Source organism: Haloarchaeobius lipolyticus (assembly GCF_051208015.1).
Classification (GTDB): domain Archaea; phylum Halobacteriota; class Halobacteria; order Halobacteriales; family Natrialbaceae; genus Haloarchaeobius.
The window spans coordinates 540,404-557,623 of the sequence record NZ_JBPKGF010000001.1; the positions used below are offsets into that span (position 1 = coordinate 540,404).

The following is a 17,220-nucleotide window of genomic DNA, read 5'->3' on the forward strand; positions in this document are numbered from 1 at the left end:
CCTCGCGCGACGGCTTCCACGTATCGTCTGTTCGCCCATAGGGTTCCAGACCGTCCGGTCACTGGCGCCGAGTCCATCGGGCCAGCTCAGTCACTACGGTGTCGTCTCTCGTCGTCGCCGGGGCCGGCTCGCGGTATCTCCACGACGACGCGAGTCCCGCGTGGCTCCCGCTCCTCGAAGCGAAGTGAGCCGTTGCTCCGCCGCACCAGCCAGTTCACCACCCAGAGCCCGAGCCCGCTGCCGTGGTGAAGCGGCGTGATGGTCGTCGGGTCCGTCAGGACCGCTACCTCCTCGGGTGGAATCCCGGGTCCGTCGTCCTGCACGACGAGCCGGACCACGTCGCCGTCGCATTCGACGCGAACGTCGACCGACAGCTGCCCGGAATCGTCGGCGTGCGCCACCGCGTTCTCGACGAGTTCTTCCACCACCTGCCCGATGGCGTGGCTACAGCGAGCGGTCGCCGTCTCTGGTGCCTCGAACCCCATCGTCGTCCCCGCGTGTCGTCGTCTGGCCGCGTCGACCTCGACCGCGGCGACCGACGAGACGTCGACGACCTCGTCACCGTCGAACGAGAGCGCCTGTTCCAGCAGGCGTGCCTTTTCGGAGATGGAGAGGAGCCGTTGGACCGCGTTCTCCGCGAGGTCGGCCAGCGGTGCGTCTCCGTCGGCCCGGTCTCGAAGATCCTTGACGACACCGAGGAACACGTTCAGCTCGTTCCGCAGATTGTGGCGGAGCACGCGGTTCAGGACGGTGAGACGTTCCTCGCGCTCCTTCCTGTCCGTGATGTCCTTCACCGTCCCGACGTGGTAGGCGTCGTCACCGACTTCGATGCGGGTCGTGACCGTCTCGACGGGGAATGACGGTCCCTCGGTCGGCTCGACGACGGACTCGGAACGGGTCGTCTCACCGGCGTCGACCGACGACCAGAAACGGTCGAACTCGGCGGCCGTGACGCCGGGGATCCACCGCCAGACCGGCGTCCCCTCGACCGTCGGAACGGACGCGTCGAACAGCCTCGCGAAGGACTCGTTCGCGAGCCGAAGCGTTCCGTCGTCCTCGTAGGCGAACACGCCGACCCCGACCTGCGAGACGAGCTGTTCGACGAACTCCAGTTCTCGGGTGTGTTCGACCAGCTCGGTCCGGTCCTGGAGCACGAGGAGCACCTGCTCCAGGTCACCGGCGTCGTCGAACAACGGCGCCCCGAACACGGAGTAGTGTAGCTTCCGTCCGTTCGGCCATTCGACGACGTTCTCCGGCTCGCTCGCGACGGTCTCCTCCCTCCGCACCCGATGGAAGACGAACTCCTCTCGGGGAATCTCTGTGCCGTCGGGATAGCAGACCTCGAAGTCTCCGGTCCGGTAGACGTCCTCGTTCGAGTCGTACGTGAGCGCGAAGTGGTCGATGGCGTACTCGTTCGCGAACCGGATGGTCTCGTCGGGGTCGACCAGCATGATTCCCACCGGCGCGAGTTCGACGACGCGGTCCGTGAGGTCACGAGGCCGGTGACGCTCGGACGCCAGTCGGTCCCGCTGGTCCACCGTCCGGTCGTCGACCACCCGCCTGATTCGGAGTGCCAGCCGAGCGAAGTCCGCGTCTGTCTCCGGTACCTCGTCGAAGGCGGCGACACCGCGTTCGGCGGCGGCCGCCAGCCGCGAGGACGACGACGAGCAGAACACCACCGGGAGCGTCGGCCTGACCCGGTCCAGGTGTGCTATCCCATCGAGCCTGGCGCTATCGACGACCAGCAGGCAATCGACGTCACGTCCGATGGGTCCATCCGTTACGCCCGTCTCTCGTGACGTCTCGAGACCGGTCGCTGCGAGCTGCGCACAGAGCGACGCGCAGTCTCGACGCTCGTCGACGACAGTGACTACGGTGCCCGACCCCCTCATCGTAGGGACGCACGAACCGGGAGGACTCGAACCTTGTGGCAGTCGAGTTGAGACGGCGGACCTAACGAACGCCTTTTGCCGTCGCCGTGAAAAGCGACGGCCATGGAACCGAAGCGCGAGTTGACGAGCGTCGACCTCGCCGCCCTCGTCTCGGAGTTGAACGCCTACCGGGGGGCGAAAGTCGACAAGGCGTACCTCTATGACGAGGATCTCCTGCGCCTGAAGATGCGCGACTTCGACCGCGGTCGCGTGGAGCTGCTCTGCGAGGTGGGCGACGTGAAACGCGCCCACGTCGCCGCACAGGGACACGTCCCGGACGCGCCGGGACGGCCACCGAACTTCGCGATGATGCTCCGAAACCGACTCTCGGGTGCGGACTTCGAGGGGGTCGAACAGTACGAGTTCGACCGTATCCTCGAGTTCTCGTTCTCCCGTGAGGACCGGGACACGAAGATCATCGTCGAGCTGTTCGGCCACGGGAACGTCGTCGTCTGCGACGAGAACTACGAGATCGTCGACTGTTTCGACACCGTCCGACTGAAGTCGCGAACCGTCGCGCCGGGCTCGCTATACGAGTTCCCCGAGTCGCGGATCAACCCGCTCACCGTGAGCTACGAGGGCTTCGCCCAGAAGATGGACCAGTCCGACACGGACGTCGTCCGGACGCTCGCCACCCAGCTCAACTGGGGCGGCCTCTGGGGCGAGGAGCTGTGCCAGCGTGCCGGCGTCGAGAAGACGCTCGACATCGAGGACGCGGGCGAGGAGGAGTACGAACGCATCTACGACGCGGTCCAACGGCTCGCCGAGTCGCTCAAATCGGCCGACGTGGACCCGCGCGTCTACTACGAGGGTGGCGAAGACGAGCCGGCCGGAGATGGGGAGGAGGACGACAGTGACTCCGACAAGGGCCGCGTCGTCGACGTGACCCCGTTCCCGCTCGAGGAGCGCGAATCCCTCGCCAGCGACGTCTACGACACGTTCAACGGCGCGGTCGACGACTACTTCTTCGAGCTCGAACGCGACGACGAGGAGGAGACGGGCCAGAAGAAACGCTCGACGAAGCCCGACTTCCAGGAGCAGATAGAGAAACACGAGCGCATCATCGAACAGCAGGAGGGCGCCATCCAGGGCTTCGAACAGCAGGCGCAGGCCGAGCGAGAGAAGGCAGAGCTGCTGTACAGCCACTATGGGCTTGTCGACGAGGTCTGCTCGACCATCCGGTCCGCCCGCGAGGACGAGGTTCCCTGGGATGACATCGAAGCGACGTTCGAGGAAGGTGCAGAGCAGGGTATCGACGCTGCCGCCGCGGTCGTCTCGATCGACGGGGCGAACGCGACCGTCACGCTCGAACTCGACGAGACCGAGGTCACTGTCGACGTGTTCGAGGGCGTCGAGAAGAACGCCGACGTGCTCTATCAGGAGGCCAAGCGCGTCGAGGGCAAGAAAGAGGGCGCACTGGCCGCCATCGAAGATACGCGCGAAGAGCTCGAGGAGATCAAGGAACGACGCGATTCGTGGGAGGAGCCCGACGAGTCCGCGGACGAGGACGACGGCGAGGAGCACGACGTCGACTGGACCGCCCTGCAGTCGGTCCCCATCCGCACCGACGAGAAGTGGTTCGAGCGATTCCGCTGGTTCCACACGAGCGACGGCTTCCTCGTCATCGGGGGCCGGAACGCCGACCAGAACGAGGAACTCGTCAAGAAGTACCTCGACAAGGGTGACCGGGTGTTTCACACCCAGGCACACGGTGCGCCGGTCACCATCCTCAAGGCGACCGACCCGAGCGAGCCGTCGAAGGAGGTCGATTTCCCGGAGACGAGTCTCGAGCAAGCGGCGCAGTTCGCCGTCACGTACTCGTCGGTCTGGAAGGACGGCGTCTACGCTGCCGACGTCTACGAGGTCGGCGCAGACCAGGTGACGAAGACGCCCGAGAGCGGCGAGTATCTGGAGAAGGGGGCGTTCGCCATTCGCGGCGACAGAACCTACCATAACGACACTCCCGTCGGCTGTGCGGTCGGCATCCAGTGTGAACCCCAGACGCGGGTCGTCGGCGGGCCGCCGGCCGCCATCGAACCGGTCACCGTCACGAGCGCCAGGGTCGAACCAGGCCGCTACGCGCAGGGAGACGTCGGAAAACGCATCTACCGGCAGTTCCGTGAGGTCTTCACCGACACCTCCTTCGTGCGGAAGGTTGCGAGCCCGGACAAGATACAGCACTTCCTCCCGCCGGGCGGCAGCCGGATCGTCGAGGAGTGACGGACCGTGTCGGCACGGGGGAGAGTCGAGGGACGTGTCCTCGAGAAGGAGTCGCCGAGCGGTTTTTCAGCGGTCAGTGAACAAGCGAATCCGCGATACCTGCAGCGATGGGTATCCGGGGCGTCTCGCCGGAGTACGACTTGAACAGGAGGTACGCCCAGAGAACGAACCCCGCGAACAGCGTCGCGAACCAGACGAGCGTGAACAGCAGGGAGAGGAGCCCCCCGAGGAGGCCGCCGATCACGAGGCCGAGGAAGAGGTTCAAGAACCCCACTCCGACCGAAAGCACGAACAGCCCGCCGAACACGGCGATGCTCTGAGCGGCGTGGAACCGTACGAACTCGTCCTCCTTCTCCACGAGGAACACCACGATGCCCGAGAGTACGCCGAAGAGGTACGCGAGGGCGGCCGTGACGTTCTGGTCCAGTCCGAGACTCGTCTTCTCCGCCTCAACTGTCTGGTGTTCAACCTGTACCGATGTCGTGACGTCGTCTATTGCCATGGGAAATATAACACATATCGAATACCTAAGTATGCAGTCGTTACACCGGGGTGAGGGAACGCTAACGTCCCGTTCGGTCGCCCCGACGGAACCAGCAGGCACTTGCGCGCCCGCCGCCCAGCGCGAGGTATGACCGTCACGTTCCGCGCGGGAGGTGAGGGCTGAGTGCTCGCCGAGGCGTTTACCGTCCCGTTCCGCGGCGCACACGCGAAACATAGCTGGGCGGTACTCACGGGGAGTGTTCTGGCGACCGCTATTCTCTTCCAAGGCACGGTCGCGCTTGCGCCCAATCCGGTCTCGCTCCTGGCCGCCGTTCTCCTCGTGGGCCCGGTGCTCGTCTGGGCGGGCTATTGCCGTCGGGTGGTCGGCCAGCACCCCGACGGTACCGACGGGCTCCCTGAACCGGGGTCGGTTCGCGAACTCGCCGGCGCAGGCGTCGCGACGGGGGTCCTGACCGCCGCGTACCTCGTGGTGCCGACAGTGATACTGCTCGTGACAGTCGCCGGTGTGCAATCGGTCGCCCCTGCGTCCGTTCGAGGCGGTGGGGGGCTCGTCTTCCTCACCGGGTCGACCGTCTCGGTCGTCGTCGCACTGGCCGTCTCCTACCTCTACCCCGGCGCACTCGGGCGTCTCGCCAGCGGGTCGTCGTTCTCGAACGCGCTCGACCCGCGGCAGCGCGGGACGGTCTACCGGGACCCGACGTACCTCGTGACCTGGGCGTCGGCGACGACGGTCGGGGTCCTGGGCGCGGCGGTGTTCGGCGTCGCCCTGACGAACCGGGGGCCACTCGGGCTGCTCGCCGCGCTCGTCTCCGTCTACGCGAGTCTCGTGGCGTCGCGGCTCGTCGGACTCGGGTGGCATCGCGTGTCGGATTCGTCTTCCCGGCGGCCGTGACTCGGGCGAAGGGAAAGGGTTGTACGCCCGGCACTCCGAGTCGCGAACATGCAGATAAAGGGTCGCCAACAGCTCGACGGCCGCCTGGAACGCATCACCCTCGTTCCGGAGAGCCTCGACGACCTGTGGCACCTCCAGTACGTCCTCGAACCCGGTGACGTGGTCGCGGGCGACACGACGCGGCGCATCCAGCGCGACGACGAGCAGCTCCGCGACACGGGTGGCGAACGCGAACCGATGTGGGTCGGAATCGGCGTCGAGGACGTCGAGTTCCACAAGTTCGCGAACCGCCTCCGTGTCTCCGGAACCATCGACCGCTGTTCCCGGGAGGACCAGCTCGGCCACCATCACACCCTCAACGTCGAGGAGCACGACGAGATCGAGGTCGAGAAGGTGTGGAAGCCCGACCAGCTCGAGCGGCTGGAAGAGGCCGAAGATTCCGCCGAGAACCCCGACGTGGCCATCGCCACCATCGAGGAGGGTGAGGCGCACATCCACACGGTCGCCCAGTACGGGACCGAAGAGCGCGGGTCGTTCACCGGGACGACCGGAAAGGGAGAGTACGCCCGGGGTCGCTCGGAACTGTTCGCAGAGCTCGCGGAGGCGCTTGCGCGCATGGACGTCGACGCCATCATCCTCGCCGGTCCGGGCTTCACCAAGCAGGACGCCTATAAGTACATCGAAGACAAGCATCCCCAGGTCGCGGAGCTGGTGACGGTCGTCGACACCGCCTCGGTCGGTGACCGGGGCGTCCACGAGGTTCTGAAACGCGGCGCCGTCGAAGACGTCCAGCGCGAGACGCGCATCGCCGAGGAGGCCGAGTACATCGACGAACTGACCACGCGCATCGCACAGGGACACGAGGCGGCATACGGTCCCGACGAGGTCCAGAAGGCCGCGGACTACGGCGCCATCGAGACGCTCCTCGTCCTCGACGAGAAGCTTCGCGAAGAGCGCGGCCCGGACGGCGAGTGGTCGTTCGACGTGAACGACCTCATCACGGACGTCGAGCGAAAGGGCGGCGAGATAACCGTCTTCTCGAGCGAGTTCCCGCCGGGGAAGCAGCTGCGTAACCTCGGTGGTATCGCGGCTCTACTCCGCTATCGACTCGAGTAACCCTCCGGTTTCCCGGAACCAACACAGTTTGGCTATAGTTCCAGTATATCCCGCCGCATAGCTTTAGATGCGGTTGGAGGCCCCGGCGCCCACACGTCGAGGCTGCTCAGCCTGTACCGCACCGCAGTTCCACCATCCCACCCCACCAGATCCCACCCCACCCGCTGTCCGTCAGCGCCCCACCCACCGCTACGACAGCACCCCACCGCCGTTCGGGAGCGCCCCACCCGCTCTCGAATCACGTCCCATCCCACCCGGTCCGGCGGCGCTCCACCCGCCGCTTCCGGACCAGACCCCACCGGTTCGGCCGCGCCCCACCCGGCCGAACCATCCCACCCCATCCGGTCCGGCTGCGCCCCACCCAGCCGACGACCGGACCAGACCCCATCCGGTCCGGCTGCGCCCCACCCAGCCGACGACCGGAAACTGTCCGCTCCCACCGGTACCCGCCACTCCCATCCCTCCGTTCGGCCCTACTCAGCCCCTTTCCTGCGAAAACAGTGTTCTCGGACCAGCCGCTATCGCGTCCGTCCGGACGGCGAGTTCACCACTCGGGCTGTACGACCGACGACTGGAACAGCTGGACGAGCACCCGCGCGAAGTTGGAGTGTGCGCTCCAGAACGCCGTCTCGCGCTCGATTCCCGGCAGCTCCTCACCTTCGCCGAGGACGCTCAACAGCAGGATGTCGTCGTCGGCGAAGACGCCGCGAGCGAACCGGTCGGAATCCGGGTGTGGGGGCTTGTGCGGCTCGACCGTGGCGACCGGGTCGTCTTCGAACAGCGCCAGCACGTCCGGATTCTCGCTCATCACCAGCACGTCGAGCCCCTCTGCTCCACGCTCGGCGAGAGCCGTCACGAGGGTGTCGGGGACCAGCTCCGGGTGTCGTGCCGGGAAGATGATCCGTTCCTCCGCTCGTTGAATCAGGTCGAGCGCCCGGTCCGTGACGGTTTCGCGTCCGCGAACCGTCCATATCGACTCCTGTTCGTCCTCCTCGGCACGGAACTGCTCGCGGACGTGCTCGACGTAGTCGAACGCCCGGTCGGACTCGCGTTCGAACCGCTGACGGAGCGTCGTGCGCGCCTTCTCGATGCTGACCGGACGGTACTGCATCGGGCTCGACTGCTGGACGTCGATGAGTCCCCGGTCTTCGAGGCTCTCTGTCACGCTGTAGACCTGCGACCGGGGGACGTCGGCGACGCGAGAGACGTCCCGGGCGGTGCCCGTTCCGAGCTTCTGGAGCGCGATGAACACCTTCGCCTCGTAGCTGGTGAGCCCGAGCCGTTCGAGCGAGTCGACCGCGTCGTCCTCGCCCAGGCTCATTCGTCTGCACCTCCGTCGGTTCGCTGAGACGCACTGGGTTCCGGCACTTCGTCGCCGAGCCAGCACTCGTAGAGATACTCGAGTTCGTCGCGCGCGAGCGTTCCGTCCCTGGCCTTCTCGCTCGCACGGTCGAGCGTTGCCTGCGTGACCGGGCCGGACAGGGCGTCCCGGAGGAACGGGGTCGTCACGGTCATCGACGCGGGTCCATCGACTGTTCCCTCGCCGGCCCGGGTCTGGAGTGACGAGTCGAACGAGAGCGTCTCGCCAGCCTTCGCGTCCGAGGGGACCGACGCGGAGTACGATAACGTCACGTCGGTCGGTTCCTTCAGCTCCCACAGCACGTAGAGCCGGCGGCCGACCATCGCGTGCGACGTCGGCCGGGGGCGAAGGGTGGACACTTCGCCACCCGTCCCAGGAACCGACTCAGCCAGGAGGATGCGGCCGGTCGCGCCGGCAACGTCGAGTCGCACGGTGAACTCGGCTCCACGGTCGGGCGTCACGTCCGAGACCTTCCGAGAGGCTCGAATGCTGGGCTCGGAGCCAGGAGCTGTCGCCGCGGCGTCGGGCTCGTCGGCGAGCGTCTGCCAGCCCTCCGAACCGGTGACGGCCGGCTCACCGTCGCTGCCCGAACCGCCGTTTTCGACGACGGCCGGTGCATCGGCCTCCGCCTCCGTGATGGCCGGAGCGGTCGGCTGCGACCCGGTCGGCGTCCGCGACTCCGCGGTCGGAACCAGGGCGTCATCGGACTCCGCGGCTGTGTCGTCTGCGGGCTGCGGTACTGGCGGTTCGTCCTCGGGGGTCTCCGTCGGTCCGACGTACCGGTGCCAGACGACGAGCAGACTCGGCAGGACGAGGACGCTCGCCAGGAAGGCGTAGATGATGGTCAGCGCCGTGATGACGCCGAACTGCTGGAGCGCCGGGAAGATTGCGAAGCTCAGCACGCCGAACCCGCCGACGGTGGTCGCGGCACTGCCGAGCAGTGCCCCGCCCGTGCCGGTGATGGTCCGGTCCATCGCCTCCCATTGGTCGCCTCTGCGGTCGAGTTCGAGGTTGAACCGTTCGGAGACGTGGATGCTGTAGGCGACGCCGAGCCCGACGGTCAGGCTCGTTATCATCCCCGTCAGGACGTTGAAGGGCATCCCGATGAGGTACATCGTCCCGAGGATCCACGCGACCGAGAGGGCGACGGGGAGCAAGGTGACGATGCCGAGGGTCGCGCTTCCCTCCGTGATGCGGTACGCGAGCATCAGGAAGACGAACACGGCGACGAGCGTGATGACGAGACTCTGGATGACAGTCTCGAGCAGGTCGTTCTGGACGACCTCGTTCACGACGGGCGACCCGGTCGCGATGACCTGCTCGCCGGTCGCGGGCGAGCCGGCGACGATGTCCGACGCGATGCCCCGCATCTCGGCGGTGACGGTCTTGGTCGCCGCATCCCCCGCCACCGGGACGACGAGCCGAACGGCCTCGTAGCCGCCGTCGTCGGTTCGGTAGATGACGCCGCCGGCCTCGTCGGGTGCGACGGCGAACAGCTCGTCGTACACTTGCTTTACGTTCCGGTCGGGGACACCGTCCCCGTCGGTGTCCGCGTTCGCGAGCGTCTGGTTGAACGACTCGTTCTGGGCCGCCACGTCGGCCATCACGGTCAGTGGTGACCGGGTCGCAACCTCGCCACTCGCGCCCGCGAACGGGGTCTCGTACTCCCCGTCGTCGATGTCCCGCTGGGCGTCGGCGAGCGCTTGCAAGGTCCGCGGGTCGGTCACGCCGCCGCGTATCAGCACTTCCGCCTTCGAGTCCTCGCGCTGGAAGTGGTCGTTGACGTAATCGAGGTTCTGCTTCGCACTGTACTCACCCGGCGCGAACGGCCCGGGGAGTTCGTACATCCAGTCCGCTGGCTCGTCCGCGATGAAGTCCTCCTGCGCGAACGAGGTGTCGACCTGCGAGCCGCCGTAGGCTCCCGCCGCCGAGATGGCGAGCGCGACGAGGATGACGACGACCGGTGCCGTCTTCGCGAGCGTCGAGCCGACCTTCAGGACCTCGCTGAAGCGGCCGCCGCCCGTCCCGAACGCACGCTTCTTCCGGTCGAACCCGTACGATTCGAGCAGTTCGTCGGCTTCGACCTTCAGCGCGGGGATGAACGCACCGAAGATGGCGAGGGCGGCGATGATGCCCCACGAGGAGACGATGCCGAAGTCGGCGATCGCGCTGAGCGGACTGGTCAGGTTCGAGAGGAACCCGATGACCGTCGTCGCCGTCACCCAGAGCAGGGCGATGCCGACGCCGGCCAGGGCGTACCGCATCGAGCCGCGAACGTCGCTCGGCGTCCCGTCGTCGAGGCGCTCCTCGCGATGGCGCATGAAGATGTGGATGGCGTAGTCGATGGACAGCCCGATGAGCAACACCGGGACGGCGATCATTATCTGGTTGAACGCGATGTCGAACCAGCCCATGACGCCGAAGGTCCAGACGAGCGCGAACACGATTCCCACGAGCCCGAGCACGATGTCCACGATGTCGCGGTAGGCGACGAGCAGGGTGAGCAGGACGAACAGGAGTGCGAGCGGGCCGACGATGGCCAGCGAGTCGGCCATCGACTGGTCTATCTCCTGGGAGATGACGCCGAAGCCGAAGACGATGTAGTCGTCGTCGCTCGACTGCGAGACCTCCTCTGCGAGGTCTTGCATCTCCAGTTGAGTCTGGATGGTCTTCTCCGCGACCGAGCTACCGCCCTGAAGGTCGCTATCGCTCTGGGCGACCTGCTGGACGATCATCATCCGGGCGTTGGCGGTGGTCGACCCCGGCTCGTAGTCTTTCTCCATCAGCTGGAGCCCGACGCCCGCGAACGGGGAGCTGGCCTGCCCGTTCGAACCGCTGGCCTCTCCGAGAACGATCTTCAGCACATCGTCTATCTCGGATTCGTTCATCGACTCGAGCTGTTCTCGCTGCTCTGCGAGGGTCGGACTGCCGCTCGCCTGGAGTGACTGCCGTTTCTGCTCGAACGCCTCGAAGTCGGTCTGGAGCTGTTCGCCGCGGTCGGCCAGCTCCTGACCCTGCTGCTGAACGGCCTCGTACTCGGACTGCAGGACGCCCTGCGTGCCGAGCTTGTAGGCCTGCTCGGCCTCCGACTCGGTCTCGGCGTTCCGAAGCTGCTGGGCCGCCTGCTGGAACGTCTGGAAGTGCGAGTCGTCGAGCTCGACGGGCGCCTGCTGCTGGACGTCCTCGAACGCGGCTTCGACGCTCGCGTTCGGGTTCTGCTGCAGCTCGGTGAGCGCGCCGCGGAGGAGTTCTGCGGTCCGGTTCAGGTCGGTAGACCGGTTCTCGAGGGCGGCCTTGTCCGCCTCCAGCTGCTGCTGACGCTGCTGGAGCTGCGCTCCCTCGGCCTGGAGTTCCGCGGCCGCTTCCTGCTGGATGGCTGTGATAGCGACGAGGTTAGAGACGCCGACGATGGCGTTCTCCTCGATGAGCGTCTCGTTCAGCGTTTCGTTCGCTCGTATCGACTGCTGGTACTCGAGCGACTGCAACAAGGAGGCTTTCGTGAGGACGTTCCCGTCGTCGTTCCGCACGATGACCTGTGTTATCTGGGTGTCGTTCTCCCCCCTGGAGAAGTTCTCCGAGATGTACGACTGGGCCGCTGCCTCGGGCGAATCGCTCTCGAACTGGTCCAGCGACGAGCTGGAGTCCACCCGGCCCGCCCCAGCCCCGAGGACGACCGTCAGGACGAGCATCACCGCGATGATCACCCGACTGTGCTCCGTGATTCCCGCGGTGAGTCTGTCGATTCGACTCATCCGCCGGACCCCTCCATCGGTTCTGACGTTGGTCTGTAGTTACTCGTCATAAGACAGCACTGTTTGTATGATGCTACTAACAGTCTGACCTCTCATAAACGTACTGTAAACAGCAATGCGCGTAAACGGAGAGAAACGGAGGTTGAGTGTCTCTGTCTATCGAGTCTCTTTCCGAGCGAAGTCCCCGAGACGGCGGCGATGTAGAGGACGGCGACGTCCTCACTCGACCGTCACGGACAGCATGTCGTCGGCGAACCGGACCTCACCGTCGTACTGCTCGGCGATGGAGTCGAGCATCGCCTGGTGCTTCCCGTCCGTGTGCGGGTACAGGTGCGTCAGATAGACCCGACCGATGTCCTTGCCCGAGAGGGCGGCCCCCAGCGAGGACGGCGTCGGGTGGTTGTCCACGTCGACTCCGTCCGGGAACGAACAGTCGTGAGCGAGAACCGCCGCCTCGTCGGCGAAGTTGGCGAGACCGTCGAAGGCCTCGCTGTCGCCGGAGAAGACGAACCGGTCGTCGAAGCGGTACGCGAGACAGGGCATGGAGTGGCGCGTCTCGTAGCCCGTGACCTCGAAGCCGGCGATCTCGAACTCGTACGGCCCGACCTCCCGCACCGTCAGGTCGACACGACCGTCGAGGTACTCGTGGACGTCGAGCAGGTCGTCGACGAGCTCTTTGGTTCCCGGCGGCCCCGCTATCTCGAGGTGGTCTTCGCCGGCGAGCCAGCGCGCCTTCAACAGCGCCATCAGGTCAGAGACGTGGTCCAGGTGGTGATGCGTGAGGAGCACGGACGAGACGCCCTCGTAGCCGACGTTCGTCTTCGCGAGATTGTGGAGGACACCGCTCCCGCAGTCGATGAGCAGGGGGCGATCGTCGTTCACCAGTATCCCGGTCTGCATCCGGTCGCCGGTCGGCATCGCGCTGCCAGTCCCGAGGAACGTGATTCGCATGTGCGAGTACGCGCGGGCCGGTCGGAAAGCCCTGACGCCTCTCCCGTGGCTGCCGGCGAGGCTACTCCGACAGGACGGCCGTCTCGACCCGCTGGCCGACCACGTCGACCAGTTCACGCAGTGGTTCCGGTGCGACGCCACCGTGAGCGGCCGCGACGTCGACCGCATCGAGAACGACGCCGAGGTCGGTCTGCAGGTCCTCGTACCCGGCGAGCTCGTCGAGCACCTCGTCGAGTTCCGCCCCGTCGGCCGAGCAACTGTCCAGCTCATCGAGCCGGACGGACCGTCGGATTCGGGCGGCCAGCGCACCCGCATAACGGGCGAGCACCTCGTCCACGTCTGCGTTCAGGTCGACAGGGAACGCCCGTGCCAGCACGACCCGTCCGAGCGCGATGGCGACCGCCTCCTGAACTCGCTCGTCCTCGTCGTCGAGTCTGTCGACGAGGTCGTCGGCGAGTTGTCGAACGACGAAGGGATTTATCCGAGCGACGTTCGCAATCGCAGCAGCCGCCCGTCTCCGGCTCGGTGGGTCGGGTGCGTTGGTGAGTGTGACGCCAAGGTCGTCGACTGCCGGCTCCACGTCGGCCGGGTTCGTCGTGGCGATCTGCGAGAGGATGAGCGTCGCCTGCTGTCGGACGTTGGTCGCCTCGGCTGTCGCGAGGCCCGAGACGTCTTCGGCAGTGTGCGCGACCGCGGCAGGGTCGGTCGCGGCGACTGCAGCGACCGCGCGCAGGACGGCTTCAGTCCGTTCGAGGTCGGTTCCGAGTATCTGTCTACAGCTCTCCCACGATTCGAGGACTGCCCGACGAGAGACGGACCGACCGGTCCCGGTGAACTCGTCCCACTCCGGACTCGGCGACTCCCGGTCCTTCTCCCCCATGAGGGATATGACGGGGGCAGGATATAAAGTGATTAGCGCCTGATTCTGAAACCCAGAAGTGCTGGAGGGCTACCCTTCCAGAATGGATATTATTCTGTTACATTCGACTGGCTCGTCCGAGAGACACCTCCGAGCGAGTCGGCCGATAGACGATGGACCGTTCACTTTCACTCCGGAGGGCAAAGGCACTTGCGTCCGTAGCGCCGAGACCCCGGTAATGGACGCGAGGGAGTTGCTCGCCGAGTGCGACGGCTTCGAGGGGGACCCGTCCGCGGTCGACCTCGACGACGACGACGTACTCGACCAGCTGGACCCCGCTGTCCGGGCGTGGTGGGTCGACCAGTTCGGCGAGTACGTCGCCGAGAACGGCGGGTTCTTCACTCCACCGCAGAAGGAGGCGATTCCGCACATCCACGATGGTCGGAACGCCCTCATCTGCTCACCCACCGGGTCTGGCAAGACCCTCGCCAGCTTCACCGCCATCCTGAACGAGCTGTTCGCCAAAGAGCGCGAACTCGACGACGGTCTCGATAACTCCGTCTACTGTCTCTACGTCTCACCGCTCAAGTCACTCGCGAACGACATCCACCGCAACCTGACCGAGCCGCTCTCTGGCATCCGGGAACGGGCCGAGGCCCGCGGCGAACCCGTCGGCGAAGTCCGCCACGCCATCCGCCACGGCGATACGACGAGCTACGAGCGAAGCAAGATGCTCGAGGAGACACCGCACGTCCTCAACACGACGCCGGAGACCCTTGCCATCCTGCTCGACTCGCCGAAGTTCCGCGAGAAACTGCAGACCGTGGAGTACGTCGTCGTCGACGAGATACATTCGCTCGCCGAGTCGAAGCGCGGGACTCACCTCTCCGTCTCGCTGGAGCGCCTCGAACGGCTTGCCGACGGCTCTCCGACGCGTATCGGCTGTTCGGCCACCATCGAACCGCTCTCGCAGATAGCCGAGTTCCTGGTCGGGTACGACGAAGGCGAGGTCCGCCCCTACGAGATAGTCGACACCCGATTTGCACGCGAGTTCGACATGCAGCTCCGGTGTCCCACGGACGACCTCGTCCACACGCCCCGGCAGGTCGTCACCGACCGATTCTACGACGAACTGCACGACCTCATCCAGGACCACACGAACACCATCGTCTTCACCAACACGCGCTCCGGGGCAGAACGCGTCCTTCACCGGCTCCGCGAGGAGTTCGACGCCTACGACGAGGATAACTCCGGCTGTCACCACGGGAGCATGTCGAAAGAGGTCCGCGAAGGCGTCGAGTCGAAGCTCAAAGCGGGCACGCTCGACGTGGTGACGACGTCGACCAGCCTCGAGCTCGGCATCGACATGCCACACGTCGACCTCGTCGTCCAGGTCGGGTCACCGAAATCTGTCGCCTCGTTGCTCCAGCGGGTCGGCCGGGCGGGACACCGGGTCGGCCAGACCGTCACCGGCCGCGTCTACGCTCTCGACCGGGACGAGCTGGTCGAGTGCGCCGTGATGCTGAAGAAGGCACAGGAGGGCTTCGTCGACTCGGTCGACGTCCCACAGAACTGCCAGGACGTCGCCGCCCAGCACGTCTACGGGATGGCCATCGCCGAGGTCCGTCCAGAGTCGGAGATACTGTCCATCCTCCGGTCGGCCTGGCCCTACTGTGACTACACCGACGACGACTGGGACCAGCTCGTCCGGTACCTCACCGCCGACTACGAGGGGCTCGAGGACCGGAACGTCTACGCGAAGGTCTGGCGCGACGAGAACGACCCACCGGACGGCGAGTATCACTACGAGGACTACCCCGTCGGTGAACCGCTGATGGGCAAACGCGGTCGGCTCGCCCGCGTCATCTACATGACGAACATCGGGACCATCCCCGACTCGTTCACCTGCGAGGTGTTCACCCGCGCAGACAACGAGTGGGTCGGTCAGCTCGACGAGGGGTACCTCGACACGCTCGAGGCGGGCGACGTGTTCGTCCTCGGCGGGACCAACTACGAGTTCCGCTATCGTCGCGGCTCGAAGGTGTACGTCGATCCGACGAAAGCGAGTCCGACCGTTCCGTCCTGGTTCTCCGAACGTCTCCCGCTCTCGTACGACCTCGGCTGTGAGATCGCCACCTTCCAGCGCGACCTGCTCGACGAGTACGACCGCGGAGGGGCCGCCGCGGTCAGACACTGGCTCCGGGAGTTCCCGCTCGACGACGACAGCGTTCGCGCCATCGCCCGGATGTTCGACGAGCAACTCCGCTACACGGGGCCCGAGAGCCTGAGCACCCCGTCACGTCTCGCCATCGAGGAGGAGATAAACCGCGACGAGTACCGGCGCCAGTACTACGTGCACTCGACCTACGGCCGCCGGTTCAACGACGGTCTCTCGCGCGTGCTCGCCTACCGGCTGGCCCAGGAGACGAACGCGAACGTCGGTATCAGCGTCGCGGACAACGGCTTCACGCTCTCGATGCCGCTGAACCGGAAGGTCGACATGGTGGGCATTATCGAGGCGCTGGAACCGACGGAAGTTCGCGAGCTGCTCCGAGACAGCCTCGCAGAGACCGAACTCCTTCAGCGGTACTTCCGCATCAACGCGACGCGTTCGCTGATGATACTGAAGAACTACAAGGGCTACGAGAAGTCCGCCAAGCAACAGCAGGTGTCGAGCGAGATGCTGCTCGGTTTCGCACAGGACCTCGACGAGTTCGCGGTCATCGAGGAAACCTACCGCGAGATACTTGCGGACAAACTCGCCGTCGACGCGATAGTGGACGCCGTTTGTGCCATCGATGCCGGGGAGGTCGAGATTACCCATACCCGCGTCGATTCGCCCTCGCCGCGGGCGTTCGGCCTCGCGACGCTGATGGCCAGCGACGTCGTCCTCGCGGAGGACGAGAGTGCAGCCCTGCAGGCGTTCCACGAGCGCGTTCTGGACGAGATCGGAGACGAGGAGGCCGCCGGGAGAAGGGCTCTTGCGAGCGGGAGCGACGAGGACTGAACGCAATGGCGAGCGACGGCGTCGTGTCACTCGCGTACAGGCCTCGATTCTCTCCAGAACCGTCGTGCAATCTCTGTACTCTAACACTCCGCGGAGAAATGAACCGGCGGTCTCAGACAGCGAGCTCGGGACTCCTGTACTGTCCGGTGAGCCGTGCCGACACGAACCCGAGCAGGTAGCCGTAGATGGCGTGGGTCACGATGGAGAACACCAGGAACACCAGCAGGTCGGTCCCGCTGTACCGTGGTGCGAACGCGGTGACGAACCCGAGCCACAGGACACCGGCGAACACCAGCCCCTGCATCGGCCGGGTCCGCCCGGGCAGATAGGCCCCGAGCGTGGTGAACATGAGCGGCCACGCCACGGCACCAGCCCCGAAGAACAGCGCGAAGCCGAGTACGACGCTATCCGGACTCCCTGCCAGCTCGGCGACGGTGGCGAACACGTCCAGCCGGGGTCCGTAGATCGCGTTGACGACGAACAGCACGAGCGTCATGGTCGTCGTACCGACGATTCCCCCGGCGAGACTCGCCAGCGCGGCCCGCAATTCGTCTTCACGCTCACGACTGTCGACTACCTCTGCACCCACGCTCTCGTCGTCCGCCTCCTGGATGGTGCTAACCATATG

The 17,220-nt window shown here is 66.0% G+C and carries 11 protein-coding genes; 4 read left to right on the forward strand and 7 right to left on the reverse strand.

All coding sequences use genetic code 11. From position 1 onward, the window contains the following. Positions 1–86 precede the first annotated feature (86 nt). Positions 87–1,892: an ATP-binding protein gene (locus tag ACSC1Y_RS02915; RefSeq protein WP_435333128.1), complete on the reverse strand. Its 1,806-nt coding sequence runs from the start codon at positions 1,890–1,892 to the stop codon at positions 87–89. Positions 1,893–1,994: 102 nt separating this feature from the next. On the opposite strand from ACSC1Y_RS02915, the gene rqcH reads away from it, so the two are divergent. After that, complete coding sequence (gene rqcH, locus ACSC1Y_RS02920; protein WP_435333129.1) at positions 1,995–4,151, forward strand: ribosome rescue protein RqcH; 2,157 nt, start codon at positions 1,995–1,997, stop codon at positions 4,149–4,151. Between the two features lie 73 nt (positions 4,152–4,224). Here the strand turns inward: rqcH and ACSC1Y_RS02925 are convergent, their stop codons facing one another. Then, entirely contained in the window at positions 4,225–4,653 is a 429-nt protein-coding gene (locus tag ACSC1Y_RS02925; RefSeq protein WP_435333130.1) for a DUF4870 domain-containing protein, read from the reverse strand. A gap of 165 nt (positions 4,654–4,818) precedes the next feature. Between ACSC1Y_RS02925 and ACSC1Y_RS02930 the strand changes: the two genes are divergently transcribed. Together ACSC1Y_RS02930 and ACSC1Y_RS02935 are read left to right on the forward strand one after the other, a co-directional pair. Further along, positions 4,819–5,547, forward strand: a complete 729-nt coding sequence (locus ACSC1Y_RS02930; RefSeq protein ID WP_435333131.1) for a DUF4013 domain-containing protein — start codon at positions 4,819–4,821, stop codon at positions 5,545–5,547. A 48-nt stretch (positions 5,548–5,595) separates the two neighbouring features. Beyond that, entirely contained in the window at positions 5,596–6,663 is a 1,068-nt protein-coding gene (locus ACSC1Y_RS02935) for an mRNA surveillance protein pelota (protein ID WP_435333132.1), read from the forward strand. 544 nt (positions 6,664–7,207) lie between these two features. Here ACSC1Y_RS02935 and ACSC1Y_RS02940 read toward each other — a convergent pair. The 4 genes from ACSC1Y_RS02940 to ACSC1Y_RS02955 form a co-directional block, all read right to left on the reverse strand. Beyond that, on the reverse strand, positions 7,208–7,984 hold the full coding sequence (locus ACSC1Y_RS02940; RefSeq protein ID WP_435333133.1) for a TrmB family transcriptional regulator: 777 nt from the start codon (positions 7,982–7,984) through the stop codon (positions 7,208–7,210). Continuing rightward, positions 7,981–11,775: an MMPL family transporter gene (locus ACSC1Y_RS02945; RefSeq protein WP_435333134.1), complete on the reverse strand. Its 3,795-nt coding sequence runs from the start codon at positions 11,773–11,775 to the stop codon at positions 7,981–7,983. Before ACSC1Y_RS02945 ends, ACSC1Y_RS02940 begins: the two co-directional genes overlap by 4 nt. 219 nt (positions 11,776–11,994) lie before the next feature. After that, positions 11,995–12,726 (reverse strand): MBL fold metallo-hydrolase, encoded by a 732-nt coding sequence (locus ACSC1Y_RS02950; protein WP_435333135.1) that lies wholly within the window; start codon positions 12,724–12,726, stop codon positions 11,995–11,997. Between the two features lie 61 nt (positions 12,727–12,787). Next, on the reverse strand, positions 12,788–13,606 hold the full coding sequence (locus ACSC1Y_RS02955) for a hypothetical protein (protein ID WP_435333136.1): 819 nt from the start codon (positions 13,604–13,606) through the stop codon (positions 12,788–12,790). 217 nt (positions 13,607–13,823) lie between these two features. Between ACSC1Y_RS02955 and ACSC1Y_RS02960 the strand changes: the two genes are divergently transcribed. After that, on the forward strand, positions 13,824–16,592 hold the full coding sequence (locus ACSC1Y_RS02960) for an ATP-dependent helicase (RefSeq protein WP_435333137.1): 2,769 nt from the start codon (positions 13,824–13,826) through the stop codon (positions 16,590–16,592). Positions 16,593–16,704: 112 nt separating this feature from the next. Here the strand turns inward: ACSC1Y_RS02960 and ACSC1Y_RS02965 are convergent, their stop codons facing one another. Next, positions 16,705–17,217, reverse strand: a complete 513-nt coding sequence (locus tag ACSC1Y_RS02965; protein WP_435333139.1) for a DUF6789 family protein — start codon at positions 17,215–17,217, stop codon at positions 16,705–16,707. Positions 17,218–17,220: the final 3 nt, after the last annotated feature.